The following is a 21,274-nucleotide window of genomic DNA, read 5'->3' on the forward strand; positions in this document are numbered from 1 at the left end:
CACCTCCCTGGGTTAGCCCGTACCGCCCGGAGCCGTTGGGCGGTACGAGGTCTTGTAGGGAAGGTCAGCCGACGAGGATGGCGGCACCGTTGGGGTGGCCGTATGCCCAGCCGCGGCGGGCGCGCATCTTGAGGATCGACTCGTCGGTGAGGGCGGACAGTCCGTCGCGGCCGTCGATGAAGACGGACTCGGGTCCGCTACGGACGCCGAGGAGCATCAGCTCCGGGTTGACGAACGCCATGATCGGGCGACCTGTCGGGGTCGCCGTGGCGGTCGCGGAGATCTTCGCTCCGAGGCTCCAGCGGACCTGGACACCGAACACGGTGTCGGGGGTGCCGACGCCATTCTCGTTGAAGATGGGGCGCTGCTGGCCGTCGACGACGCCGCGGAGACTCTTGCGGAACGCCGGGTGGGCGATCGCGACCATGCTGCCGGGGTCGAAGAAATCGCCGGACTCGACGGCGCCGATCGCGGTGGAGAACTCCCCGTAGGTCGGAGCTCCGGAGGCCGCGGCGGTGGAGATGTTCGTGCCGCCGGTGTAGCTGAGGGTGGCGTCCGTGGTGTTCAGCAGCTGGTACAGCGACGTGAACGGGACGGTGGTGCCGTTCGCTGCGGCCGAGACGGCGAGGCTGGCGTTGTCGATCATCTTGGCGTAGGACTTGCCCCAGCCGATCATCTTCGCCTCGATGACGTCGGCCACCGAGTCGTCGATGTCCTCTTCGGCGATGCGCGCGGCCTTGCCGAACTTGACCGCGGTCAGCAGGACTTCGTCGTTGAGTGACGTGTCCTCGCCGTAGGCGCCGCCCTTGGCGACGACATCGACGCCCATGCCGGCGGTCCGCGGGACGTGCTTGGTGTCGGAGCCCATGGTGATGCGGGCTGCGAGTGCTTCGACGGCGGAGATCTGGTTGATCGACTGGATGACGCGGGAGGTCTCGTACTCCTCCGGGATCCAGGCTTCAAGTGTGTTGCGTGCCACGGGGGCCCTCCTGCGGGCGGCGTGATGGGGAAGCTGGTGGGCTCGGGCCCCATCACGGGCGCCTTCGCAAAGCAGGGCGGTGGGCTGTTCCGATCACCGAAACAATTCACCTGGTGCTGAATATACCTCTTGGGGTCAAGCTCTGCCCAGAAGTCGCGCGGCGTGCTGCTCAGCCGTCGACTTCGGCTTCTCCGGTGCAGGCTGGCGGGGTGCCCCCGTCGGCCGGACCTTCGGCCTCCGCGCGGGAGCGGCGAACAACTCCGGGTAGTCACGGCGCAGGTCGTCAACCGCCGCCTCCAGGCCAGAGACTGAGCCGTCGTCGTCTATGTCGAGAGTTTCGGTGTCGACGAGCTTGAGGAGCCTCGTCAGTCGGGACTCACCCTTCTCGCGGGCGGCCGTGGACTCGGGGTCCTTCTCGTCCTGAAGAAACGCCAGCGCCCCTGCCTCGACGAGAGCAGAGCGTGCCGCGGTGCGTACCAGCGGCGCCCGGTAGCGGCGTTCGCCTTCCTCGCGGGCCTCCCGCAGCGCCTTCTCGTGCTCAGTCTCGTCGGCGCGGGTCTTCTCCTCCAGCTCCTTGTTGCGGAGCCGGTGCCTCTTGGCGTCGTCGTTCGCCTTCTTCAGCGCGGCCTGGGTGCGGGCCCACTCGGTCTTCGACGGTGCAACGTAGTCGTCGTCGCCGGGGGCCGGCTCGTCCTTCTTCGCGGGCGGCTTCGGCTTCGGCGTCTCGTCGTTCTCCGGCTCGGCCTCTTCCGCGGGATCGGACTCCGGCTCGCCGGGGACTTCGATATCCGGCTCGTCGTCGGCTTCGGCGCCACCGGCGATGACGTGGATCGGGCGGCCATCCGAGCGGTAGCCGAGGACGGTGTACGGCGGCAGGCTGATGCTTGTCGCCGCAGGCAGGGTGGTGCGGGGCAGATGGTTCACGGTGCTCCCATCACGGGGTTGCGGGTTGCCCATCACGGGCCTGTCGGTACGGTGCGGTCGGCGAAGCGGCCCTGGCGCACGGCCAGTGCTGCGTACTCTTCGACGCTCTCGGGTAGTCCCGCGACTGTGCGCAGGAGCTCGCGGGCGGCGCGGATGCGTGCCGCGCCGGATTCGGTGGGCAGCGACCAGCCGCGGGCGACAGACCGGCGCGCCTCACGGGTCAGGGCCTCCGGCAGGGACGGCAGGCCGTCGACAGCCCACGCGTCCTTCCAGGCGACCGTGCGGCAACGGCAGTGCGGGTGCAGCGGCGGAGCGTCGATCGGCTCGGTGCGGCCACGCTGCGTCGGGTCCCAGGAGAGGCCGCCGGGGAAGGGTTCGCCGACGTCGACGACGAGCCCGGCGTAGGCGGCGCAGTTGACGCAGGCATCGGCTTCGGCGACCCACAGCTTGCGGGCCCCAATCGCCCGGATCCCTGCTACGAGACCGTGGTTCACGGCTTGGTTGATCACCCAGGCAACGTGGGCGCGGACTGCGGGCAGGGCGCTGCGTGCGGCGCCGATGCCAGTGAGGACGTCCGTCCACCGGCGCACCACCTGGGGGCGCAGCAGGGACAGGGCGCGGTCGCGGCGGCCAGCGACGATGCCCGGGGCGGCGGCTGCCGCATCCCGCAAAGTGCGGTTGGGGCGTGTGGGTACCCCAGAGGTGCGGCGCCCACGGACTGCGCTGACGAACGCCTCATGCTGACGTGCACCCAGCAGTACCGCCGCGGCCAAGGAGCCTCCGATGGCGGCCTGAGCACGCGGGCCGAGCGGCCCCAGCAGGCGGCGAACTGCGGCCCGTACAGCCTTCAGGATCCGGCGCAGCGTTGCACCACTTACGGCGAGCGCTTCGACGCTCCCGAAGGCGGCCACCCAGGCGGCCACCGTACTGCGGGACAGCGCCTCGAATTCTTCCTCGACTTGGCCAGCGGCCTGCGCGGCGACGGCCTGCTCGAGGGCGATGACCGCATCCGTGTGTTCGCCCTGGACAAGGGCGGCGAGCTCTTCGTTGGTGGCCATCACGTGCGGGCCTCTATGCCGGCGAGGAGTTCGACGTCTGAGAGCGCCCCGTTGAGGAGGGCTTGGGCTTGGGCGTTGTCGATGACGCCGAGGGTTGCGGCGGCGCCGAGCTTCTGGGCGCTGTCAGCGACGGTGGCGAGGATGTTGACGCGGCGGGCGAGCTCTGCGTCGTCGACGCCCTCGAGCCACGTGTCGACTTGCTCGGCCCGGTAGCCGGCTTCCATCAGCGCCTGCTTCCGCGGCACGCCAGCGTCGATTTTTGCCTGAACGGTCTGCCAGCCTTGCGCGTCGGTGACCGACCTGGCGGGCACCCAGTCCACGCTGATCACCGGGTCAGGCACGCCGAGGCGGCGCAGAGCGAACGTGAACGCTTCATGCGTGGTCGCCCCGTAGGACATCTGCCGGTTGTCGATCTTGCTGATGAAGGGGCCGTCTTCCTCACGGTAGGACTCGCCCGACCGCTGATTCGACTGGGGGTCGAACATCCGCAGCGGCGTGTCCGTGATCTGCGCCATGGCCCGCACGTTGAACTGGATGGGATCAAGGAAGACGTCGGGGTTTGCCGCATCGAACTGGCCGACCGCCTTGAAGCCCCGCAGGAGCCACATCTCCCCAGGCCCGGCTTTGAGGGAACTGTCGTCGCCTGAGTCGCTGGGTCCTGCACCGTTCTCGTCGGCGGGAAAGTCCGGGTCGTCGAAGTCGCCAGGTTCGAGGTCGCTCGTGTCGGTGGTGGCGGCTTCGGTGAGGGCGTAGCGCTGGGGCGCCCCCTGGTAGTCGACTGTTCCCATGTGGGTGGCTTGGAGCTTGGTGATGGCGTTCTGTGGGCCGTAGGCGCCGTAGTGTTCCGGCACCCCATACGGGCGGTCGGTACGGAAATGGAAAACAGGCTGCTCGCCCCAGTCGTGGGAGATGAGCCACGAGTCCGGGTCTTCGACTTCACCCTCGTCCGGGACTGCGGGCCAGTGCATCCAGTCGCCGAGCTTGTCGCCCCTTGAGTCCTTGCCTGTGGTCCAGCGTTCGGTGCGGTCGTCGTACAGCAACTCGACCCGCTGGTAGCCGTACTCGCACCACCGCTTGATCGTGAACTTCTTGCGGCGCGGGTTCTCCTCGTCGTAGATCACCCTGACGGTCTGAGGGGAGTTGTAGAACATGTCGACGCGGACGACGTCACCCTTGTCGTCCTCGACGGGGAGGACGAACAGGTAGGCGTCGCCGTACTCGCCTGCCCGGCGGAACAGGTCGGGCATCTCCAGGTTGAGCTGGTTGTCCTGCCAGATCTTCGAGATGAGCTCGGTGACGGACTCGTCGGGGCTGGTGACCGATGCGATCTTGAGCCGGTTCGTGACGGCGTTGACTGGCGTCTTGGCGAAGTTGAGGTCGAAGTCGATGTTGTGGGCGGCGAGCGCGCGGCGGATGCGGGTGCTGGTGAAGACCTCGGGGACCTTGCCGTCGTAGTAAGCCTGGGCGCGGTCGTACTCAGGGCGGGCCTGCCTCAGCTCTTCGATTCCCAGCATGAGGTCGTCGAGCGACTCGTCATCCAATGCGTCCTCCGGACTCGACCTTTGATTCGAAGGATAGCCGAGCCGTCGGGCATCACATAGCTTTCCCTTGGGTGGGGTCGACCTGCGAATTGCAGGAGCTAGACGTAACTGGCCCGCGACGCCGACGGCGGCGCCTTCTTCGGCCCGGCCGGGATGAATCGCCGCACGGCCGATCCCACCGCGTCAACGAGGTCGTCGTGCGGGGCCTTCGGGAACGCGCACATCTGCTCCTCCAGCTCCCGGAGCTTCCTGGCGTGCAGGACCCGGCCGCGCTGGTAGTGATTCAGCACGCCCTCAGCCCGGGAGAATTTGGGCTCACTCTGATTCACGGTCTTCACCTTCACCGGCATGTGATGGAAGACCGACTGCCACACGTCCTGGCCCTGGTTGACCTCCAGCAGGATCAGTCCGATCTGCGGCCACTCGTCCAGCAACGCCAGCACCCGGTCCCGCATGTGCACCCCGGGCGGGATCTTCACCGCCACGGCGGCGTGCACCGTGCACCGCCGGTGCTGCGCCGACCACGACACCACCGCCAGGCCGGTGAAGTCACTGCCCTTCTTCGCCGTCACCGCAGGGTCGATCGACAGCATCATGTGGGTGATCGGGTCCAGCCCTTCCTCCCCTGGGTAGCGGAAGTCGTCCGGGGTCCACAGGTCGCCGTCCGAGCCCATGGGGTCGTTGGCGTAGTTCTTCGCGAACGACCTGGTGTGCTCGATGCTCTTGAGGTAGGCGAGCGGCCACTTCGCCGGCCAGACACTGCGTTCCGTCCCGTCATCCCGCATCACGATCGGCGGCGTGTAATGGGCCCGGAAGCCCTCTTCCGCGACCCAGTCCTCGGTGTCGACCCCACGGGCGTGCTTCACCAACTGGTGCACGATCGACCCCGGAAGCGTTACCGTCCCGGAGATCACCACGCGGGCGTAGACGTTGAGAGGCAGGACGGCATCGATCAGCGTCGTGCGCCGCTTCTTCGCCTGCTCCACCGAGTAGCTTGACTCATCCGGCTCAATATCATCACAGAGGAGCAGGTCAGGCCGCTGCTCGCCGACCTTCATGCCGAGGTTGGAGGAGTCGATGCCGCGGCCGGCGAACACGAACCCGGACTTGGCGATGTACATGGACTGCGTGTCGGCGACGTTGGTGCCGCTGGGCCGCTTGGCTGGGGTGCACAGGTCGGGGAAGTCCTGCCGGAGCAGCTGGTTGGTGTCGATCTCCCGCTTGAAGCTGGCGAGGTGAGTCTCTGCCTGCCCAGCCGACGAGGCGAACGCCGCGGCGAACTTGACGTGCCCGTGGGCGGCGGCCCACAGGGGCAAGAGCAGGAACCACCACGTCGACTTGCCCATATTTCGGGGGGCGATGTAGGCGTCGCGCTGCTCGGCCGGTCCGGTCACTGGGCGGATCCAGGCGCGGGCGGCCCGGCACCAGTCGAGGTGCGCGTCCCCGAAAGTGATCTGCTTTTCGCTGTCGCGGAGGTGGTGGCGAACGTAGACGAGGGCGAACAGCAGCGGGTCGAGGCGGGTGAGAGTTCGACGCCCTTCCGGGGTGGCGAGGAGCCGCTCGTCGAAGCGGGACAGGTAGGCGTCGAGGTTGAAGGTCTCCGCGTCCAGACCCTCGAGGTAGCCGCGCGTGCGGACCGCGGTCGCCACCGGTCAGCCCTCGCCGACCTCGACGTCGAACTCCTCGACGGTCGTTTCAACACGGAGCAGGATCATCCCGACTGGCGGGGGTACGTCTCCCCCCGCATCGCGGATCCGAACCGGGCCGACGACGTTGTAACCCTGCAACTCCATCCGGTCGCGCATGTGCTGGGTGAGCCCGGCACGGTACCCGCCGTCGTGCATCAGCCACGACGGGACCAGCGACTCGAAGCCGTAGGTGGACTGGGTCACGGGGCGTCCCCTTCGACGATGGCCGCCTCCTCGGCGTTGACCTTCGCCTTCGCTTCCCGTATCAGCTCCTGCAGTTCGATGTCCTGCTGCGTGACCTCGGTGATCTGAACCTCGGTCCTCGCGGGCGCGTCGAGGCCGAAGAGCTTGCGGTAGGACTCGGAGATGCGCCGGCGGGTCTCTTCGGTGGCCCGGCGCGTGTCCTCGATGCGCACGAGCTGGGCGATGGCCTGAAGGGCTGGGCCGGAGTCGGGCAGGGGTTGGTCGTTGAGGACGATGATGCGCCCGTTGTTGACGGTGATGTGCTCGCGTTCCAGCACCTCGATAGCTGCGGCTTGGAGGCCGTCGAGACGGGCGAGGCTGGCTTCGAGACGGACGAGGCTTCCGGCAAGGCGTTCTGACTCGATGGCGCGCAGGGATTCGACGCGGGGGTCGATACGCCGGGCCGCCTCTTCGTACACCAGCTCCTTGGCGGTGGTGGGGCTGATGCGCGTGCCGCCGGTCGGCCCGTCGGGGGTCTGGGTCAGGGCGTCGATGGCCCGGTATGAGAGCCCTTGGAGCTTGAGGTCGAAGACGATCGCGGCCCGCTCCGTGCGCTCGGCGGGGTTGGCCTTGCTGTAGACGCTGCCTCCACCTGGCATACCCACACTCCCAGTTTGCCCTCGATCGGCTAGCGCAATAGCGCTATCACCATTGAATCGTAGGCCATTCGGTTGATTGGGTCTGCGTATCAACAACCGCAGCTTCGGGAGGTGAGGCGCCCGCACAGGCGGGCGTGACCGCCAGGACTCCACGAAGGCATGGAAGGAAACCGCAACCACTCCCCGCCCGGCCGCCACTGCCGTACCTTGTGCGCACCGCAAGGGGGGTTCGTCATGAAGAGCAACCGCAAGCTCATTGGCATCATCGCCGGGATCATCGTCCTGTTCGCCTGGTCCGGGGCGGCCAGCGAATGGGACGGAAAGGACTGCAGTCTCAGCCAGGGCTACATGTTCACCATCACGCACGGCGGCGGCCCGGACCAACACGAGGGCTGCGAAGAGTCCTTCGGCGGCAACGCGTACACCGACGACTACCGGGGCTGAACCCGCCCGCCATCCGGCGCACGGCAACGCCCGCCCCATGCGATCAGAGGGCGGGCGCAATGCGCGTATCCGTCGGGCTACTCGTCGACAGGAGCCTGGTTGCTGGTGCAGTTCGGTTCGTGACCGCAGACGTTGCAGCAGGTACCGCAGTCGCAGTTGGACCTGGGTGGCTCCGGCCAGTCGTCGGTGTCGTCGTCGGCGTATCGGTCGCCCCAGTAGGCGTCGTCGAGTGCGGCTTCCTCGGCGGGGGTGAGCTCCCATGCCGGCATCACCTTGCGGCTCCGGCCCTGTCGAGCACGGCGTCGACGAAAGTGCGCGCCAAGTCCAGGGGGACGGGCTCGCCGCATTCGTCGTAGTAGGAGAACCAGACCGCTCCGCGGGGCGCTTCGGTGAGAGTCACGTCGTCATCGGCGTAGAACCAAAACTCGTCGGCCACGGCGGCGTCCGTGTGGGTGCCGTTGATGTCGAGGAGCAGGCCGTCGGGGCGGCGGACCATGAAGTGCATGGGCATTCCGTCGCAGCTGCCGACCTCGATGAGGGGCCAGCCGGTTGCGTCGTGGATGGCGATGGCGAGCCCACCGGAGCCGTCGCGCGTGAACGCCTCGATAGCTGTGGCGTTGATGACGCCGGGGGTCAGCGTCCACTGCATGGTCTCGATACGGGCGGCCAGGGTGGGGTCGCTGGTCCAGGGCACGGTGTCGAGGCCGAGTTCGTGTGCGGCGGTGACGCGGTGGTGACCGTCGGCGAGGACGGGGCCTTCGGGGTGGGTTTCGATGAGGATGGGGATGGTGAAGCCGTTGCGGCGGATGCTGTCAACGAGGTCCTGGTAATGGGGGGATGTTCGCTTGGTGGTGAGGGAGCCCTGCACCGTCCAGTCGTCGTTGGGGTTGTCTTCGAAGGAGGTCATGTTGAGGACTTCGCGGACGGTGATGGTGCGGATCATGGCGGGCTCCTTCAGAGGGTGGTGTGGCGCGGCGGATGCCGGAGGTTCCGGGTTACGGCTGCTCGCCCTTCCAGGCCTGGCGCTTCCAGTTCTGCCGCTCGGAGCGCTTGGCGCTGCGGCGGGCGGTCTTCCGCTCACGGCCGGGGGGGCTGGCCGCAGCAGTGGCAGTCGCGGCCTCCGGGGCCATCGGGGCAGTTACGGCCGATCATGCGAGGCATGGCGTTCTCCTTGGTGGCGAGCGAGAGGCGGGCGGCGTTGAAGTTGGTTTAGGCGACCTCCTGGTACGAGACCTGCGCGAGGTGGCGAGTGCCCTTGTAAGTACGCAGGGCTTCGTAGAGGGCGAGGTCGATGGGGCCGACGACGTTGACGTGAATCCAGCGTCCGGTGGTGCGGTGCTGCGCCCACACCTTCAGGGGCTCCGCGCCGTTCGCCGCCCGGTAGGCCTTGGCGACGTGCCGGCCGAACCAGCTCTTCTGTCCGTCGGGGAGGTCACTGCCGCCGATGCGGTCGAGGAAGTCCCCGGTGCGGATGAGCCGGCCTGCGTCGACGTGGACGGCGATGATGCCGGAGAGGGTGCGGTAGGCGAGTGCCTTCGACGCGGCTGCTGCGGCGCGGATGGTGCGGCGGGTGGTGCGGAGCCTGCGAGTCATCGGGTCCCCCTCGTTCTTGGTGTACGTACACCGTAGTGCGGGGTGTACGTACACCGCAAGGTGTTGGGGGTGGCGATCTGTACGTACACCCAGGTACCTTGAACACATGCCCGACCAGCCGAAAACCCAGCACCGCTCAGTCCGCATCAGCGACGACGACTGGCGCGACCTCCTCGCCGCCGCCAAAACACAGGACAGCGACAGAGGCGGCGTCATCAAAGAACTCGTCGCCTGGTACCTGCGGCGCCCAGGCACTAAGGAGCCCGCCCGCCCCAAAATTGAGGAGTGGCGTTCATGAGCGGCATCAACCGCTGGGAAGCAGCCGCACGCCCCTGATCGGGCACTCCTCCCTCGTTCCGCCTCACCGTGACCCTCATGCCGGGCAGACTGCCCGCATGGGGGTTTCGTACATGATCCGCGCCGGATCCCGCGAGCAATGCGCTGAGCGGCTGGCGGAGTTGTGCCGGCTGCTGGGTGCGGTGCCGACGCTGCGGCCGACGGACTGCATCGGGCCCGGCTGGGTGGCGCGAGCCACCGCCCTACAGGCTGACACGGAGAGCGCGGACCGCTGAAGCGCCTACGCTGCACGACAACGCCCCCTGGCCGCTTGCTTCGGCCAGGGGGCGCCTTGCGCGCTGGGGGCTACTCGCCTAGTGCTTGCCGCTTAGCCTCAGCCAGCATCTTCGCTCCGTCCGTCCACCGATCGGGTACCCCTTCGATGAACTGATCGAGGGCCTCGCGCAGCCGGATCGCTTGTTCCAGGTTGAGATGCGGGTTCGGAGGTCCAGGCACCACCTCGCTCTCGTCAACGAACAGCCAGACGTGCGGGCCATCGGCGGAGGAGGATTCGGTGACTCGGATGGTGTGCCCGTAGTCCGTCTGGATGGGCTCTCCGCCATACAAGAGGAAGCCCCGGTCGTTGGTCGGCGCGGGTTCGTTAATTGCCATGCCTCATCATCCCTTCATCGCTCTTTAGAGGTTAGTGGCGCTCTTGCCCAACAGCCGGTTGTGGTTGTGGACAGTCTGGTTGTGGTTCTGTACGGGCCCGTTGTAGTGGTGGTGATGCTCGGGCGGCGCGGCCTGTCCGGCGGTTTTGAGGAGCCTGCTGAGGGCGAGGATCGGGACGGCGAGTGCGGCGGGCGCGGCACAGATCGAGGCGATCACGACGGGGTCGGCGTAGCCGGACGTCAGCATGACGAGGCTCGCGCCGCCACTGACGAGCAGGGATGTCGCCCCCGCGGACAGCATGACGACACTGGCGTTGGTCGCCTTCTCGCTCATCGCGGGCCGACCGGGTTGAGGAACGGGCGGGGCGGTTCCGGTGGTCGGCAGGGGCCTGGGGTCGCGGTACGAGGTGGCGAAGTCGGTGATGATCTGACGCGCTGTCGCTTCGGCTTCTGCGTCGGTCATGGCGGCGATGGCGGGGTTGATCTCGGTGGGCATTGGATTCTCCAGTTGGTGATCGATTGAGGGCTTGAACCGTGCCCGGCACCCTGTCCGGTGCTTGCGTCTTCGCAGGTCAGGTAGTGCCCTAGACCGTGTCCGGTGAGTGTTGGGCGAGCCGGGACCCTGCCCGGCTCAGGCAGGGTTTTGACGGCACAGGCAGGGTGCAGACAGGTACAAACCAGGACACCGGGCAGGGTGCCAATGCAAGCTATCGGACGGCATGGAGGTCGTCGAGCCGGTAGCCGCGGGACTCCCTACCGTCGGCCGCGGCAACCTTCACGGCCTTGAGGTCGACGCCGTCAGCGGCCAGCGCGGCGGCGAGCAGCTTCCCCACGCGGGACCCGTATTGGGCGTCGCTCTCGTCGGCTCCGCGCTCGTACTGCGGATCCACCAGGGCAAGGTGGGCGAACACTTCGGCCCGGGTCGCTTCGCGCCGACCGGTCGCTGTGACGGCCTTGACCAAGTGGTCGAGGACCGTTGGCGCCTCGTCAACGGTTTCGACTCGCCCGTTCCCCGTTGGGCCGCCTGCGGTCATCGATACGCCGGTCTCGGCCTTGAGCCGGTCCTCGATCGGGTCGGGGCAGCGGCCCGGTACGCGTCCCACTGTGCTTCGCAGCGCCAGGCCGGCGGTTGCCGCCTTGCGCAGGTCGCCGTTCTCGACATCGACGAAGAGGGAGCGGGCTTCGATGAACCCGGTGTCGGGAGTGGTCAGCCAGCCGCGTCCCCGAGTCGACTTACTGTTCTCGATCTTGCTGGCGTCGTAGCCGTCGCCCGCAGCGCCGTCGCCGAGGATCGTGTTCGAGGCGGTCGCGGACTCCACTCGCATGGACCACCTGCCGGAACAGTTGCCACGCAGCCGGGACGGCACGACGTCGACCTTCGGGGACTGGGTGGCCAGCACCAGGACGATGCCGACCGCGGCCCCCACTGCGGCGATCTGGGCGAGGAGTTCAACAATCTCTTCGGCGTATTGGCCGTTGAGGCCGCCCTTGACGGTGTAGGTGGCGAGCTCGTCGACGATGACCAGCTCGATCCCGCCCAGCTGCTCCAGGAGCTCCTCCGTCGCCTTGGACACCCCGAGGTCGACGAGGATCTCGGTGCGCCGCTCCAGCTCAGCGGCGAGCACCTTGAGGAACTGCAGTAGCCGTTCGGGGTTGCGGCGGACGAACGTGTCGAGGGATGTGGCGATGCCGACGTACTCGCCGGTGCCCTTCCCGTCGAACAGACGGACCCGGATACGGGGGTCGAGCATGGCGCCGACGAGGATGTTGGCGATGGCCATGCCCTTGCCGGAGCGGGTGGTGCCTCCGACGAGGAGGCTGTAGTCGGAGATGGTGGCCAGGACGATGGAGCCTCGCTTGTCGAAACCGAGCGGCAGGCCGTCGCGCCAGGCGTTGACTTTGTCGGTGGTGCCGATCAGCGGGTTGGCGACGGTGCGGCCGAACGGGTCGGTCATGGACACCCAGAAGCTGAACTGGTCCTCGCGGCCCTCCTTGCGGATGTCCATCTGGTGGCGCGGAATGCCCAGTGCGGAGGCGAGGGCGTCGGCCTTCTTTTGCACCTCTGCGACGGTGACGGCGCCGGTCACCTCGACGTGGACAAGCCAGGCACGCCCGTCCTGGATGACCGGGGAGCGGAAGACGACGGCCTGTTCGGCGCGGATGATGCCGGCGTCGCGGAACGCCCGGTCGATCATCTCGTCTGTCATGCGGTCGCCGTCACCGATCTTCGCGTCGCGATCGTTGTACAGCTCGCCCGCGTCGGTGCGGCGCCCGACGAGCGCGAGCGCGAGCAGCGCCGAACCGGTGGCGAGCAGACCGCCGGGGCCGCCGATCAGGTAGAAACCGGCACCCTCAACGGCAGCGACCGGGGCGAGGGCTGCGGCGCCGCGGATCGTGCGCTTCACCCGGGCGTCGATCCGCGCCTTCTTGTAGCCGGCCATCGCCGAGACGGATGCGGCGGAAGCCTTGGCCATGTCGGCCCGGCGCTTGTCCTTCTCCTTTCCGGGGATCAGCCGTTTGCCGTAGGCCCACTTGGCGGCCTTGTAGTCGTGGTGAGCGCGGGCCGCCTCGTGCTTGGCGACGGCAACTTGTGTGCCTTCGACGCCCTGCACCCATGTGGCGGTGCGGCGCAGGCCGCGGATGATCCGGGCGGTGGCCCCGTGCTCGGTCGCCTGCCGGCGCGCCCAGCGGCGTGCTGTGCGGGTGGAGTTCAGTCGGGCGGCTGCTCCGCGGTTCTTCCAGCCGTCGCCGGTGCGGGTCCACTTGGGGACGAGGGGCGTGTCGCCCATGTGGTCGGGCTGATTGACCGGTGCTGCGTCGGGCGCCTGGCGAGGCCCGCCGAGGTAGCCGTTCACGAACTGCTCCCACTCCGGGTCGGGCGCGCTGCTGGGGGTCGTCTCGATGCTCACTTCTGCTCCTCGGCGGCGGCGCTGCGGGCGGTGATGGCGGCCTGCGTGCGAGCGGGCTTCACGTAGGGCGCGGTGTCGCCCTTGGTGCGCACGCCGCGCCGCGTGGGCGGGGTGTAACGGCGGGTTTTCTGCGTGGGGGGCATTTGTGATGCACGCTGCACGTTCGTGACCTTGCGGGGCGTGCTGCCGGGCGCTTCTGAGCGAGCTGCTGCGACGCGGCGGGCGGCCACGTTCCGGCCACGGATGATGCCGACGGACTCGCTCGGGTCGGTGCCCTCGATGTCGTTGTGCGCGCGCTTCCATACGGCGTCGGTGACAGTCGTCTCGCCGAGCGCAGCAGCGAGCTTCACGGCGTGCTCCCACACCTTCGGGAAGTACTTGGCCCGGTCGGCGGCCAGCTGCTGCGCCTGCTCGGCCGCGGCCTTGTCCGCCGCCTCGCGCTCGGCGGCGGCGCGCTTCTCCGCAGCCGCCTTCTCGGCGGCAGCCGCCTTCTCCGCCTTCTGCTGCTTGCGGAGCCGCCGCCAGGACAGGGCACCGTCGCGCTTGCGGATGCGGCCGTGCTCGTGGAGGTCCCAGACTCCGGGGCCGGCGAGCGACGCGAAGGCGGTCGCGCAGGCGGTCGCGGTGTCGAAGGCGTTGAGCCCGTGCCACAGGTTGACCCCAGCGGCGACGAACGCGAGCGCCCAGGCGATGAGCCGGAAGTGCCAGTGCGGGCGGCGGGCGGCCACAGCGGCAGCAGCACCGGCGAGGACGACCCAGGCGCCGCCTTCGAGGAAGAGCGGTGTGGCGGTGAGCCACCAGGCGCTCGGGTCCCAGAAGGCGCTGATCTGAACGGGGAGGGCAACGATTCCACAGGCGATGGCGAACCCGATGGCGGCGTTGCGCCAGCGGCTGGCCGCGGCTTCTTCGGCCTGCTCAAGGTCTGCCACAGCCTGATGCTTGGCATTGTCCTCAGCTTCAGCTTCGGCCGCGAGCCTCTCGGCTTCCTCACGCTTCCGGTTCGCTTCGGCGATCTTCGCAAGCTGTTCGGCCTTCTCTCGCTCGTGACGGAGCGCGGCCCGCTCGTTGACGATGCGCTGCTTCTCGGCGTCCTCGGCGGCTTTGATCTCGATGGCCTTGGCTTCGGCGCGGGCGACGGTGAGTCGGGCTTCGGTCTCGGCTTCGGTGCGGGCCCGGATCGCGTCCGCCTCGGCGAGCGCGACCGGGTCGAACCGCGGCTCGGCAACGGCGTGCCCGTTGATCTTGTCGATGGCGGTGCTCACGATGATCGGTTCCCTTCCGGGTGTCGGGGTGGTCAGGCGCTCTTGGCGGTGGGCTGGGTGCGGCGCATGTGGGGCACGGCCGCGGCACCGAGGCCGAAGCCGAGGAGTACGGGCTGGGATACGGCCCAGGCGATGACGGGGGTGAGAGCGGCAGCGATCGCACTGCCGAGGCCCGGGAAGATCAGAAGCAGGGCAACGGCGGCGAGGATCCAGAACAGCTTCTTCATGGGTGGTCGGCCCTTCGGGCGGTCGTGGGTGGTGGTCTGCGCCGGTTCTCCTCACCGCCCGTGTGAGACGGGCGGATCGGGCAGCCGGTCAGCTGATGCGGCGGACCTTGACGTCGAGGTCGCGCGGGTCGTCTTCGGCAGCCTTGAGGCGGCGCTTCAGGTCGGCCTCGTCGTGTACGGCGACGCTGTCGCTCGGTCCGCCAGTGATCTGGTTGACCTTCTTGCCTGTGCGGCTGGTCGCGGTGAGGGTCCACTTGGGCATGGGGATTCTCCTTCAGTTGGATACGGGGTGAGGGCGGGGCGGGGATCGCGGACAGCCGGTCAGCGGCGTCGGGTCTTGTGGCTGGCCTTGTGGCTGCGGAGGGCGGACTTGCAAGGCGGGCATTTACGGGTGGGCCCGTTGCCGACGATCGGCGCCGGGATCACTTGGCCGCAGATGGCCCGTGTGACGCCCCGCTGAAGCTGTGGGTCGCAGTCGGGGCAGTGGAAGTGCTCGTCCAAGACGGTCTTCACGGCGATCAGTCCTCGATCGAGGCGCCGAGGATCCGCATGGCGGTCTCCTGCGAGTAGTCGCCGGAGTGGAGGGTCAGGTCCCAGGCGGCGTGGTGGCTGCCGGCGTTGAGCTTGGTCGCGGCGTCCTGGACTTCGGCGTCGGTGGGCTGGTAGCCCTTCGGCTCCGGCGTGCGGCTGAACAGGCCCATGGCGGGCTCCTTCGGGTGGTCGGATCGGGATGGGGTGCGGGTCACCACCAGCTGGTCTTGCGCCGGTCGGGGCACCCGTTCTTGGCGTGGTCTTCGCACGGCCCGCACGGCTCGTCCTGGGAGCCGAGTCCGAGCCAGTTGCCGGCGTGCAGTCGGGCGTGCTCCTCGCACTGTTCGCAGCGGTCAGCCATCAGGCGGCGGCGAGTTCGGTGAGGAGCTGGCCGCCGTGGACGTGGTCGTGGGCGGCGATGAGGGCCTCGGCGCGGCGCAGGTCGAGGTCGTCGCCGCTGTCGAGGGCGATCTCGTACCGGGTCGTGAGGCGGTCGCGCTCGGCGAGGACGGCGGGGGCCGTGTCCTCGTCGCGCTGCCGGGCCGCCTGCTGCTCGGCGTCGTAGGCGTCAAGGTCGGCGGTGATCAGGTGGAGCGACATGGGGGTGTCCTCTCAAGTGGTCAAGCGGATGGGGTGGAGGCCGCGGGGCGGGGTTGGGCGTGGGATGGACCCCGCGCCCGCGGCGGTCTGGGGGTTACGCGGCGCTGTGCTGGCGGCGCGCGGTGGCGTCGAGCTTGCGGCGGACGTCGGCGCTGGCCGCGTAGTCGGCCTGGCAGGTCTCGACGGTCGTGGGGGTCGAGAAGATGCGGGAGGCGCGCACTCGGCGCAGGGCCTCGTCGGCGGCAGGGTCGGAGTCGACCGGCACGGGACGAACGTGGGACGCAGCGGCGTGGGCGGCAGCGTCAGCCGGCGACATGGAGGCCGGGTGCGTGGTCGTGGACATCAGGCGACCGCCTTTCCGGACGGAGTGACGACGCGGTCGCAGAGGAAGCGGGCGACGGACTCGGCGGAGACCCGGAAGCGGGGCCGGTCGCCGATGCCGATGTCGATGGCGTCCAGAACGCCGGAGTGGATCAGTTCGCGGACGTAGTTGGAGGTGGCGCCGATGCGGGCGGCGGCCTGTCCGGTGGTGAGGAAGCCGCTCACGGGAGCGGCGGGGGTGGGCGTCATTGAGTGCTCCCATGTGGATCGACTGGGCTGACTCCCACATTGGAGCAGATTGCATTGATGCAATCAATCGCTCTGCATCAATCGTGTCGACTTCCGGACAGCGAAAAGCCCCCGCCGATGTCGACGGGGGCCCAGTTCGCGCAGGTCAGGCCGAGAACTCGTACCTGAAGATGTAGCGAGAAGCGTCCAGAATCATTCGATTGACGGCCACGACACGGCTGGATGCATCACGGGCATAGCGCACGAGCTCCACCACCGGCGCGCCAACGGCGAGGCTGAGATCCTGCGCCTCTGCGGGCGACGCCTTACGGAAGTGGAGGTCTTCCTGGAAGCCGACGGGCTTATGGCCCGCTTCCTCGAGGCGCTTGTACACGCCGCCAGGGCCGGTGTCGGTCTGCGTGATGCGCGTACCGCGGGCAAGGTCGTCGGGGAAGTGCTCCGTGGAGCGCAGCACCAGTACGCCGTCGAGTCGGTAGCGGCGATCCCTGCGCCACACGAGGTCGCCCTCGTCGAGTCCGAGGGCGGTAGCGACTGACGCATCGGCTGGCAGGTGCTGGATGGTGATGTCCTCGGGTGCGAGGTCGCGGTCCTCGACGTCCACATCCCAGATGGACTTGCCCGCACCCCACTGGTCGGACTTCAGACGCCCGAGACCGTTGCGGACGATCGGTCGCCACTCCACGACGGTCCAGCCGGACCCCACTCGGGAGGTAACGATGCCTTCGTTGCGCAGGACGGTGAGGGCCTGGCGCATGGTCCCCTGAGCGATGGCGTAGACCTTGGCGAGCTCCCTCTCGGGAGGCAGCTTTTGGCCGGCGGGGAACTCTCCTGCACGGATGCGCCCACGCAGGTCGTCGGCGATCTCCTTGTACTTCAGCGGTTCGCCGGGCTTGCGTGGCACGTGACCTCCTCTGATGACGAATCCATCTAGAGCAACGCTACCCGCTGTAGTGAGCAGGCCGAGAGTCTGGCCGCTGCCAGTTTCGGTGAGCGACTTCCATGAATTGCTCTAGAGAGCTACGGTTTCGTAGTCGGTGCATCACGGTGCGCTGCGAAGCATCATCGATTTCAAGGGAGACTCATGCCTCCGTCGATCAAGGGCGCAGTTCATGGCGTACTTCCGGCCAACCTCCAGCGCCAACGAAGAGCGACCATTCACGCGGTAAGGCTCCGCCTCCGACGGTGCCGCAACTGCACTGCTCCAGCTAGCCGGCCTGCGGGAAACGCACTGCACAGTGCGCCAAGTTGGGGACAGGCGGGACGCCGAGGAAGGTCGCACCTTGCCGAACCAGACACGCGGTATCTGTGGCCGGAACGGCAGCGCCCGAGACGGCTGTAGGTTCCTGTCAGCAGCATCGGCCGGCTAGCAGCACCGGTTCATTCCGGCCGCTTTCACCCATGGCCTGTGCTTGGCCGCGCGAGATTGGGGGAGCGCGACGAATCCTACCGCTCTGGTCAATTCCACGGTTCTCGCAGGTGGGTGGCCGGTTGGGGTGGGGTCTGGATCTACCTCCCACCGCATGTAAGGGGGCGGGATTTGGCCTAGCGTCAGCCCCTGGAAACGCGAACGGCCGGACGGTCATCACCCGTCCGGCCTGTTCAACCAGCGAGTCACTAGCTCGCTGATCAGTGATCCATCCCAGTGAAAGAAGGAATCGCCATGAGCTTACTCGACACCTCCACCCCCGTCTCTGCGACTTCGGTCACGGATGCCCCCCGAACGTGGTCGTTCACCGACCGCACCACCGGTGAGCTGATGTCGGTGACGTGTCTGCGGGGCTGCCAGCTGAACCATGACCACGAGGCGGCGACGCCGACGGACCCGGATGACATCTGGTGCCAGTCGTTCCGGAAGAACGTGACGCTGCCGATCAACGAGAACGGGGCGCCGGAGGAGTTTCGGGTGCTGAGCATCACGACGAACGTGCTGCCGTTCTCGAAGACGCTGGCGTACCGGCTGCCGCACGTCTCCATCGAGATGATTGACGACTGCTGGATTGAGGGCCTGGACCCGGACGGCCTGGAGACGGTCATCAACACCCTGGCGGAGCGGCTGGACAGCATGCGGGAGGCGCACGCCGAGCTGATCCGGGCGCGTGCTGAGTACCGGGCGAGGCTGGCCCAGTAGCCGGACGCACGAATGCCCCCACCTTCCGTTGCAGGTGGGGGCTTCGTCGTTATGGAGTGGGCTGCCAGCAGTCGGCGGTTTCGCGGGTCGCAGGGTCGATGGCGCACTCCCAGCTGCTCGCGCTTGGTGTGGGGCTGGGGGTGGAGGGCGTTCGGGTGGGCCAGGCGTCGAAGGCGGCGAGGAGCACGACGGCCACCAGCCACAGAACCGGGATGGACAGGAAGATTAGACCGCGCCAGCTGGAGCCGGTCGGGGTGTCGCCCATGACGGCTCCTCGCCGCTAGCTGTTGAGTGCGGAGTTGCTGTTCGGGTTTCCGAGGTCAGCGACCCGGGCGTTGTACTCGTCGATCGTTCCGGGGCGCAGGGTGTACGTCTCCATGCCTCCGGATTTGGTCGCGTGGTTGAGGACCATCTCGGTGCTGGTCACGGTCCCCGAGATCGACCGTTGCGTGCCCAAGCCCGTCTCGAAGAGAAGCGTGATTGCTCCGTTTTGAGTGGTGCCGGTGAACGCGCCCTGGTCGACGTCCAGTCGTCCGTTGCCCTCCAGTTCGGTGCCATTGAGGGTGCCGGTGATCTTCGTGCCGTCCTGCGTGATCTGGATGAGGACGACTTCGTCGGACGCGCCGCCGACCCAGGAGCGTGGCAGCGTATCGCTGTGGGTCCGGGGCGGTTCGGTCCAGATCTGCGGGGCGCCGTCGTCCTGCCCGCATGCCGTGGCGGACATGAGCAGAGCGGCGATCCCCGCGGCGCTGGCTCTGTGCCTCCATCTTCCGGCCATACTTCCCCTCCCCTTGCGCTTGCATGTGAGGAGCCATCCTTGCGTCCCTGTGCCCGGGTGGGGAATCGAACCCACTGCTGCCTCTCTGAAAGCTCGCACCCAGTCATGCCGCGGTCCGCCGTTCCGCCGCCGGCAGTTGCAGCACCTCGGTGTGCCCGTACTGCGTCGAGCAGCCGGGGCAGCGGGCGCCAGGAGTGTCGAGGGTGACGCGCATGGTGCCGCCGCAGGGGCAGGAGACGGTGACGCGGCGGGGCGGGGTTTCCCCGGTGACGAGCCGCCGGGCCTGCCCGGCTATGAGCCGCACCTCGTCGGCGAATTCCCGGGCGGCCGGATGCTGGTCGATGATCCACGGGAGGTTGATGCGCAGGATCTTCGCGTACTCGGTGACGGCCGTCTCGACCGACCCGAACACCGGGAAGCTCTGCCATCCCTCACGCTCGTACAGGTCCAAAGTCCAGCCGGACAGCACCCCAGCGATACCCCCGCGGGAGCGCAAATCCAGCGCCTCCTCGTTGCACGGCAGGGGTGCGGTTCGGGTGCCGGTGCGTCCGTCGCCGCCTCGCCGGCCGGGGTACAGGGCGTCGGCGAGCTGGACGTACAGGGCGGGCAGGGCGGTCAGGTTCTCGTCGACCTTCGCCTGGCATCCCTCGTGCACGGGGCCGTTGCAAGGGCGGTCACACAGGGGGCAGGGCCAGGACAGCGGGGCGGGAGCGTTCACGGCGTACTCCTTGCAGGCGGTGCGGGTGCGGGGCGGGCTCAGGCGGTGGGGCGGGGTGTCGTCACCGGGCGTTCCAGTTGTCGAGGGCCCAGATGAGGGCCCGGACCGTGCCGAAGAGGACAGCGACGGTGCCCCAGACGGCTGCGACGCCGGCCCATCCGCCGACGTCGTAGTAGGCGCCGATGGAGATGGCGGCAATGAAGGCGGTTGCCAGGGCCATGGCGGCAAGCCGCGCGGTGAAGCGCTTCGGGGTCACGGGCGCTCCTGGTGGCAAGCGCAACGGCATTTGGCGTCGCACCATTTACAAGATTGGGGTTTCTTGGCGCCCAGCTTTCCTGTGTCGCCTTGGCAGTAGCCGTGACCGTCGCCTCCGTGCAAACAGCCGGTGGAGAGGTAGCGGTGGGTGCCGAGGCGGTGGGCGAGACGGGTCAGGGCGGTGGCGGCGCGGCCGACCAGGGCGGCGATCACGGCGTCTCCTGCGGGTCGAGGGCGTCGCAGATGCGCTCACGGAGTTCGCCTTCGTGGATCCACTCGACGGCCTCGGCGAGCAGGGCGCGGAAGTGGGTCAGTTCCTGGTCGCGGACGGCGAGCACGGCGTCGGCGTCGCCTGCGTAAGCGAGCAGGTCATCGGGGTGCGCGTCAGCCCATCGGCGGGTCGGGTTGTTGCGCTCGTAGATCGCCGCCGCGTACTGGTCGCGCAGCCCACCCGGGGCGGTCGGCCCTGCACTGGCGTCGTCCCATGCGACCTTGAGTTGCTGCTCGTCGTACCGTCCGCCTCGGGCGAGACCGACGACGGGGCGGACGGGCTCCTCCTCAGCCCAGTGGTCGGGGCGGACGGGCTCCCAGTCGCCGTAGGTGACACGGCGCCGCACGATGGCCCAGATGTGGCCGTTCATGCGCGGGTTGTCTCCGGGGATGGGCAGCTCTCCCGGGTCGCCGATGCGGAAGAACTCCCACTCCGGGGGCGGCATGCAGGGAAGCTCGCTCTTGCGGACAGGCGCAGGCTGGTCAGGCATCGGTGCCTCCGGTGATGCCGGGGATGTCGCGGGCGGCTTCGGTGTTGATGGCTTCGATCTGGGCGGTGTACAGCTCGGTTGCGTCCCGCACTTGCTGCCAGAGGGCGGCGAGCGGGGTGCCAGCCTCGGGGGCCCATTGGGCGAGGACTTCGCGGACGGCTTGGACGCGGGAGCCCTGGAGGTTGCCGATGCGGGCGTCGAGGTGGTGGCGTTTGAGTTCGGCGTTCTTGCCTTCGAGCAGGGACTTCAGACCGGCGGCGAGCTGGTCGTCGATCCAGACGATGCGGGTCTTGCCGCCGTGGCCGTGGATGGTTTCGACGTCGCGCATCGAGGCGTAGATGGCGGTGGAGGTGGTGCCAGTGAGCCATCGGAGGGCGACGGTTCCGTCGGTGAACTCCAGGCCTTCGACGATGACGCCGGTGCCGGAGACGCCGGTTTCGTCGATGTTGCGGACGAGGGTGAAGCGGCGCGGGAGTTGGTCGGTCATTTCGGTTCCTTTCCACCAATTACGGTCGCGGG

General features: G+C 68.3%; 33 protein-coding genes. 4 read left to right on the forward strand and 29 right to left on the reverse strand.

The window, feature by feature from the left end; all coding sequences use genetic code 11:
• Nucleotides 1-64: 64 nt before the first annotated feature.
• From ABZX79_RS20305 to ABZX79_RS20335, 7 genes are all read right to left on the reverse strand, one after another.
• On the reverse strand, nucleotides 65-979 hold the full coding sequence (locus tag ABZX79_RS20305) for a phage major capsid protein (protein ID WP_355259201.1): 915 nt from the start codon (nucleotides 977-979) through the stop codon (nucleotides 65-67).
• 135 nt (nucleotides 980-1,114) lie between these two features.
• Nucleotides 1,115-1,903: a hypothetical protein gene (locus ABZX79_RS20310; RefSeq protein WP_355259204.1), complete on the reverse strand. Its 789-nt coding sequence runs from the start codon at nucleotides 1,901-1,903 to the stop codon at nucleotides 1,115-1,117.
• Between the two features lie 32 nt (nucleotides 1,904-1,935).
• On the reverse strand, nucleotides 1,936-2,961 hold the full coding sequence (locus ABZX79_RS20315; protein WP_355259207.1) for a hypothetical protein: 1,026 nt from the start codon (nucleotides 2,959-2,961) through the stop codon (nucleotides 1,936-1,938).
• Nucleotides 2,961-4,502: a phage portal protein gene (locus ABZX79_RS20320; protein ID WP_355259210.1), complete on the reverse strand. Its 1,542-nt coding sequence runs from the start codon at nucleotides 4,500-4,502 to the stop codon at nucleotides 2,961-2,963. Before ABZX79_RS20320 ends, ABZX79_RS20315 begins: the two co-directional genes overlap by 1 nt.
• 98 nt (nucleotides 4,503-4,600) lie before the next feature.
• Nucleotides 4,601-6,151 carry a hypothetical protein gene (locus ABZX79_RS20325; protein WP_355259213.1) on the reverse strand — a complete coding sequence of 517 codons (1,551 nt, stop codon included), beginning with the start codon at nucleotides 6,149-6,151 and terminating at the stop codon, nucleotides 4,601-4,603.
• A gap of 3 nt (nucleotides 6,152-6,154) precedes the next feature.
• On the reverse strand, nucleotides 6,155-6,394 hold the full coding sequence (locus ABZX79_RS20330; RefSeq protein ID WP_355259216.1) for a hypothetical protein: 240 nt from the start codon (nucleotides 6,392-6,394) through the stop codon (nucleotides 6,155-6,157).
• Entirely contained in the window at nucleotides 6,391-7,032 is a 642-nt protein-coding gene (locus ABZX79_RS20335) for a hypothetical protein (protein ID WP_355259219.1), read from the reverse strand. Before ABZX79_RS20335 ends, ABZX79_RS20330 begins: the two co-directional genes overlap by 4 nt.
• Before the next feature lie 234 nt (nucleotides 7,033-7,266).
• Between ABZX79_RS20335 and ABZX79_RS20340 the strand changes: the two genes are divergently transcribed.
• Complete coding sequence (locus ABZX79_RS20340) at nucleotides 7,267-7,476, forward strand: hypothetical protein (RefSeq protein ID WP_355259222.1); 210 nt, start codon at nucleotides 7,267-7,269, stop codon at nucleotides 7,474-7,476.
• A gap of 77 nt (nucleotides 7,477-7,553) precedes the next feature.
• On the opposite strand, the gene ABZX79_RS20345 is transcribed toward ABZX79_RS20340, so the two are convergent.
• The 3 genes from ABZX79_RS20345 to ABZX79_RS20355 all read right to left on the reverse strand — a co-directional run bounded on the left by ABZX79_RS20345 (nucleotide 7,554) and on the right by ABZX79_RS20355 (nucleotide 9,069).
• Nucleotides 7,554-7,745, reverse strand: a complete 192-nt coding sequence (locus ABZX79_RS20345) for a hypothetical protein (RefSeq protein ID WP_355259225.1) — start codon at nucleotides 7,743-7,745, stop codon at nucleotides 7,554-7,556.
• The gene (locus ABZX79_RS20350) at nucleotides 7,745-8,419 is read right to left on the reverse strand and encodes a ParB/RepB/Spo0J family partition protein (RefSeq protein WP_355259228.1); all 675 of its coding nucleotides are present in this window, start codon (nucleotides 8,417-8,419) and stop codon (nucleotides 7,745-7,747) included. Before ABZX79_RS20350 ends, ABZX79_RS20345 begins: the two co-directional genes overlap by 1 nt.
• 266 nt (nucleotides 8,420-8,685) lie before the next feature.
• On the reverse strand, nucleotides 8,686-9,069 hold the full coding sequence (locus ABZX79_RS20355; RefSeq protein WP_355259231.1) for a hypothetical protein: 384 nt from the start codon (nucleotides 9,067-9,069) through the stop codon (nucleotides 8,686-8,688).
• A 106-nt stretch (nucleotides 9,070-9,175) separates the two neighbouring features.
• Between ABZX79_RS20355 and ABZX79_RS20360 the strand changes: the two genes are divergently transcribed.
• Together ABZX79_RS20360 and ABZX79_RS20365 are read left to right on the forward strand one after the other, a co-directional pair.
• Nucleotides 9,176-9,367, forward strand: a complete 192-nt coding sequence (locus tag ABZX79_RS20360; protein WP_355259234.1) for a hypothetical protein — start codon at nucleotides 9,176-9,178, stop codon at nucleotides 9,365-9,367.
• A 97-nt stretch (nucleotides 9,368-9,464) separates the two neighbouring features.
• Nucleotides 9,465-9,641: a hypothetical protein gene (locus tag ABZX79_RS20365; RefSeq protein ID WP_355259237.1), complete on the forward strand. Its 177-nt coding sequence runs from the start codon at nucleotides 9,465-9,467 to the stop codon at nucleotides 9,639-9,641.
• Nucleotides 9,642-9,711: 70 nt separating this feature from the next.
• On the opposite strand, the gene ABZX79_RS20370 is transcribed toward ABZX79_RS20365, so the two are convergent.
• The 12 genes from ABZX79_RS20370 to ABZX79_RS20425 all read right to left on the reverse strand — a co-directional run bounded on the left by ABZX79_RS20370 (nucleotide 9,712) and on the right by ABZX79_RS20425 (nucleotide 17,016).
• The gene (locus ABZX79_RS20370; protein ID WP_355259240.1) at nucleotides 9,712-10,017 is read right to left on the reverse strand and encodes a hypothetical protein; all 306 of its coding nucleotides are present in this window, start codon (nucleotides 10,015-10,017) and stop codon (nucleotides 9,712-9,714) included.
• A gap of 24 nt (nucleotides 10,018-10,041) precedes the next feature.
• On the reverse strand, nucleotides 10,042-10,512 hold the full coding sequence (locus ABZX79_RS20375) for a hypothetical protein (protein WP_355259243.1): 471 nt from the start codon (nucleotides 10,510-10,512) through the stop codon (nucleotides 10,042-10,044).
• Nucleotides 10,513-10,723: 211 nt separating this feature from the next.
• Entirely contained in the window at nucleotides 10,724-12,925 is a 2,202-nt protein-coding gene (locus tag ABZX79_RS20380; protein ID WP_355259246.1) for an FtsK/SpoIIIE domain-containing protein, read from the reverse strand.
• Entirely contained in the window at nucleotides 12,922-14,187 is a 1,266-nt protein-coding gene (locus tag ABZX79_RS20385) for a hypothetical protein (RefSeq protein WP_355259249.1), read from the reverse strand. The genes ABZX79_RS20380 and ABZX79_RS20385 overlap by 4 nt, the downstream gene beginning before the upstream one ends.
• 32 nt (nucleotides 14,188-14,219) lie before the next feature.
• On the reverse strand, nucleotides 14,220-14,414 hold the full coding sequence (locus ABZX79_RS20390; protein WP_355259252.1) for a hypothetical protein: 195 nt from the start codon (nucleotides 14,412-14,414) through the stop codon (nucleotides 14,220-14,222).
• A gap of 88 nt (nucleotides 14,415-14,502) precedes the next feature.
• A complete protein-coding gene (locus ABZX79_RS20395; RefSeq protein WP_355259255.1) occupies nucleotides 14,503-14,676 on the reverse strand; it encodes a hypothetical protein in 174 nt (57 codons plus the stop codon).
• Between the two features lie 256 nt (nucleotides 14,677-14,932).
• Complete coding sequence (locus ABZX79_RS20400) at nucleotides 14,933-15,115, reverse strand: hypothetical protein (RefSeq protein WP_355259258.1); 183 nt, start codon at nucleotides 15,113-15,115, stop codon at nucleotides 14,933-14,935.
• Nucleotides 15,116-15,156: 41 nt separating this feature from the next.
• Nucleotides 15,157-15,306 (reverse strand): hypothetical protein, encoded by a 150-nt coding sequence (locus tag ABZX79_RS20405; RefSeq protein WP_355259261.1) that lies wholly within the window; start codon nucleotides 15,304-15,306, stop codon nucleotides 15,157-15,159.
• On the reverse strand, nucleotides 15,306-15,545 hold the full coding sequence (locus tag ABZX79_RS20410; RefSeq protein ID WP_355259264.1) for a hypothetical protein: 240 nt from the start codon (nucleotides 15,543-15,545) through the stop codon (nucleotides 15,306-15,308). Before ABZX79_RS20410 ends, ABZX79_RS20405 begins: the two co-directional genes overlap by 1 nt.
• Before the next feature lie 94 nt (nucleotides 15,546-15,639).
• On the reverse strand, nucleotides 15,640-15,888 hold the full coding sequence (locus ABZX79_RS20415; protein ID WP_355259267.1) for a hypothetical protein: 249 nt from the start codon (nucleotides 15,886-15,888) through the stop codon (nucleotides 15,640-15,642).
• Nucleotides 15,888-16,115, reverse strand: coding sequence for a hypothetical protein (locus tag ABZX79_RS20420; RefSeq protein WP_355259270.1), 228 nt, complete (start codon nucleotides 16,113-16,115; stop codon nucleotides 15,888-15,890). Before ABZX79_RS20420 ends, ABZX79_RS20415 begins: the two co-directional genes overlap by 1 nt.
• A 145-nt stretch (nucleotides 16,116-16,260) precedes the next feature.
• Nucleotides 16,261-17,016 (reverse strand): GntR family transcriptional regulator, encoded by a 756-nt coding sequence (locus ABZX79_RS20425; protein ID WP_355259273.1) that lies wholly within the window; start codon nucleotides 17,014-17,016, stop codon nucleotides 16,261-16,263.
• 759 nt (nucleotides 17,017-17,775) lie between these two features.
• On the opposite strand from ABZX79_RS20425, the gene ABZX79_RS20430 reads away from it, so the two are divergent.
• Complete coding sequence (locus ABZX79_RS20430) at nucleotides 17,776-18,243, forward strand: hypothetical protein (protein WP_355259276.1); 468 nt, start codon at nucleotides 17,776-17,778, stop codon at nucleotides 18,241-18,243.
• A 49-nt stretch (nucleotides 18,244-18,292) separates the two neighbouring features.
• Here the strand turns inward: ABZX79_RS20430 and ABZX79_RS20435 are convergent, their stop codons facing one another.
• The 7 genes from ABZX79_RS20435 to ABZX79_RS20465 form a co-directional block, all read right to left on the reverse strand.
• Nucleotides 18,293-18,508: a hypothetical protein gene (locus tag ABZX79_RS20435; protein ID WP_355259279.1), complete on the reverse strand. Its 216-nt coding sequence runs from the start codon at nucleotides 18,506-18,508 to the stop codon at nucleotides 18,293-18,295.
• A gap of 15 nt (nucleotides 18,509-18,523) precedes the next feature.
• The gene (locus ABZX79_RS20440) at nucleotides 18,524-18,967 is read right to left on the reverse strand and encodes a hypothetical protein (protein ID WP_355259282.1); all 444 of its coding nucleotides are present in this window, start codon (nucleotides 18,965-18,967) and stop codon (nucleotides 18,524-18,526) included.
• Between the two features lie 157 nt (nucleotides 18,968-19,124).
• Nucleotides 19,125-19,739, reverse strand: a complete 615-nt coding sequence (locus tag ABZX79_RS20445) for a hypothetical protein (protein ID WP_355259285.1) — start codon at nucleotides 19,737-19,739, stop codon at nucleotides 19,125-19,127.
• A gap of 61 nt (nucleotides 19,740-19,800) precedes the next feature.
• Entirely contained in the window at nucleotides 19,801-19,995 is a 195-nt protein-coding gene (locus tag ABZX79_RS20450) for a hypothetical protein (RefSeq protein ID WP_355259288.1), read from the reverse strand.
• On the reverse strand, nucleotides 19,992-20,207 hold the full coding sequence (locus tag ABZX79_RS20455) for a hypothetical protein (protein WP_355259291.1): 216 nt from the start codon (nucleotides 20,205-20,207) through the stop codon (nucleotides 19,992-19,994). The genes ABZX79_RS20450 and ABZX79_RS20455 overlap by 4 nt, the downstream gene beginning before the upstream one ends.
• Entirely contained in the window at nucleotides 20,204-20,755 is a 552-nt protein-coding gene (locus ABZX79_RS20460; protein WP_355259294.1) for a hypothetical protein, read from the reverse strand. The genes ABZX79_RS20455 and ABZX79_RS20460 overlap by 4 nt, the downstream gene beginning before the upstream one ends.
• Nucleotides 20,748-21,242 carry a hypothetical protein gene (locus ABZX79_RS20465; RefSeq protein ID WP_355259297.1) on the reverse strand — a complete coding sequence of 165 codons (495 nt, stop codon included), beginning with the start codon at nucleotides 21,240-21,242 and terminating at the stop codon, nucleotides 20,748-20,750. The genes ABZX79_RS20460 and ABZX79_RS20465 overlap by 8 nt, the downstream gene beginning before the upstream one ends.
• Nucleotides 21,243-21,274 lie beyond the last annotated feature (32 nt).

It is taken from the genome of Streptomyces sp. NPDC002994, from assembly GCF_040611155.1.
Lineage (GTDB): Bacteria > Actinomycetota > Actinomycetes > Streptomycetales > Streptomycetaceae > Streptomyces.

Bases quoted from the DNA above. Each gene is read 5' to 3' on its own strand.
- ABZX79_RS20345 (WP_355259225.1), bottom strand. From the start codon at position 7,745: ATGCCGGCATGGGAGCTCACCCCCGCCGAGGAAGCCGCACTCGACGAC.
- ABZX79_RS20440 (WP_355259282.1), bottom strand. From the start codon at position 18,967: ATGTCCGCCACGGCATGCGGGCAGGACGACGGCGCCCCGCAGATCTGG.
- ABZX79_RS20340 (WP_355259222.1), top strand. From the start codon at position 7,267: ATGAAGAGCAACCGCAAGCTCATTGGCATCATCGCCGGGATCATCGTC.
- ABZX79_RS20395 (WP_355259255.1), bottom strand. From the start codon at position 14,676: ATGCCCAAGTGGACCCTCACCGCGACCAGCCGCACAGGCAAGAAGGTC.
- ABZX79_RS20435 (WP_355259279.1), bottom strand. From the start codon at position 18,508: ATGGGCGACACCCCGACCGGCTCCAGCTGGCGCGGTCTAATCTTCCTG.
- ABZX79_RS20405 (WP_355259261.1), bottom strand. From the start codon at position 15,306: ATGGCTGACCGCTGCGAACAGTGCGAGGAGCACGCCCGACTGCACGCC.
- ABZX79_RS20420 (WP_355259270.1), bottom strand. From the start codon at position 16,115: ATGACGCCCACCCCCGCCGCTCCCGTGAGCGGCTTCCTCACCACCGGA.
- ABZX79_RS20460 (WP_355259294.1), bottom strand. From the start codon at position 20,755: ATGCCTGACCAGCCTGCGCCTGTCCGCAAGAGCGAGCTTCCCTGCATG.
- ABZX79_RS20315 (WP_355259207.1), bottom strand. From the start codon at position 2,961: ATGGCCACCAACGAAGAGCTCGCCGCCCTTGTCCAGGGCGAACACACG.
- ABZX79_RS20415 (WP_355259267.1), bottom strand. From the start codon at position 15,888: ATGTCCACGACCACGCACCCGGCCTCCATGTCGCCGGCTGACGCTGCC.
- ABZX79_RS20335 (WP_355259219.1), bottom strand. From the start codon at position 7,032: ATGCCAGGTGGAGGCAGCGTCTACAGCAAGGCCAACCCCGCCGAGCGC.
- ABZX79_RS20370 (WP_355259240.1), bottom strand. From the start codon at position 10,017: ATGGCAATTAACGAACCCGCGCCGACCAACGACCGGGGCTTCCTCTTG.
- ABZX79_RS20350 (WP_355259228.1), bottom strand. From the start codon at position 8,419: ATGATCCGCACCATCACCGTCCGCGAAGTCCTCAACATGACCTCCTTC.
- ABZX79_RS20410 (WP_355259264.1), bottom strand. From the start codon at position 15,545: ATGTCGCTCCACCTGATCACCGCCGACCTTGACGCCTACGACGCCGAG.
- ABZX79_RS20355 (WP_355259231.1), bottom strand. From the start codon at position 9,069: ATGACTCGCAGGCTCCGCACCACCCGCCGCACCATCCGCGCCGCAGCA.
- ABZX79_RS20360 (WP_355259234.1), top strand. From the start codon at position 9,176: ATGCCCGACCAGCCGAAAACCCAGCACCGCTCAGTCCGCATCAGCGAC.
- ABZX79_RS20375 (WP_355259243.1), bottom strand. From the start codon at position 10,512: ATGCCCACCGAGATCAACCCCGCCATCGCCGCCATGACCGACGCAGAA.
- ABZX79_RS20465 (WP_355259297.1), bottom strand. From the start codon at position 21,242: ATGACCGACCAACTCCCGCGCCGCTTCACCCTCGTCCGCAACATCGAC.
- ABZX79_RS20400 (WP_355259258.1), bottom strand. From the start codon at position 15,115: ATGGGCCTGTTCAGCCGCACGCCGGAGCCGAAGGGCTACCAGCCCACC.
- ABZX79_RS20365 (WP_355259237.1), top strand. From the start codon at position 9,465: ATGGGGGTTTCGTACATGATCCGCGCCGGATCCCGCGAGCAATGCGCT.
- ABZX79_RS20390 (WP_355259252.1), bottom strand. From the start codon at position 14,414: ATGAAGAAGCTGTTCTGGATCCTCGCCGCCGTTGCCCTGCTTCTGATC.
- ABZX79_RS20430 (WP_355259276.1), top strand. From the start codon at position 17,776: ATGAGCTTACTCGACACCTCCACCCCCGTCTCTGCGACTTCGGTCACG.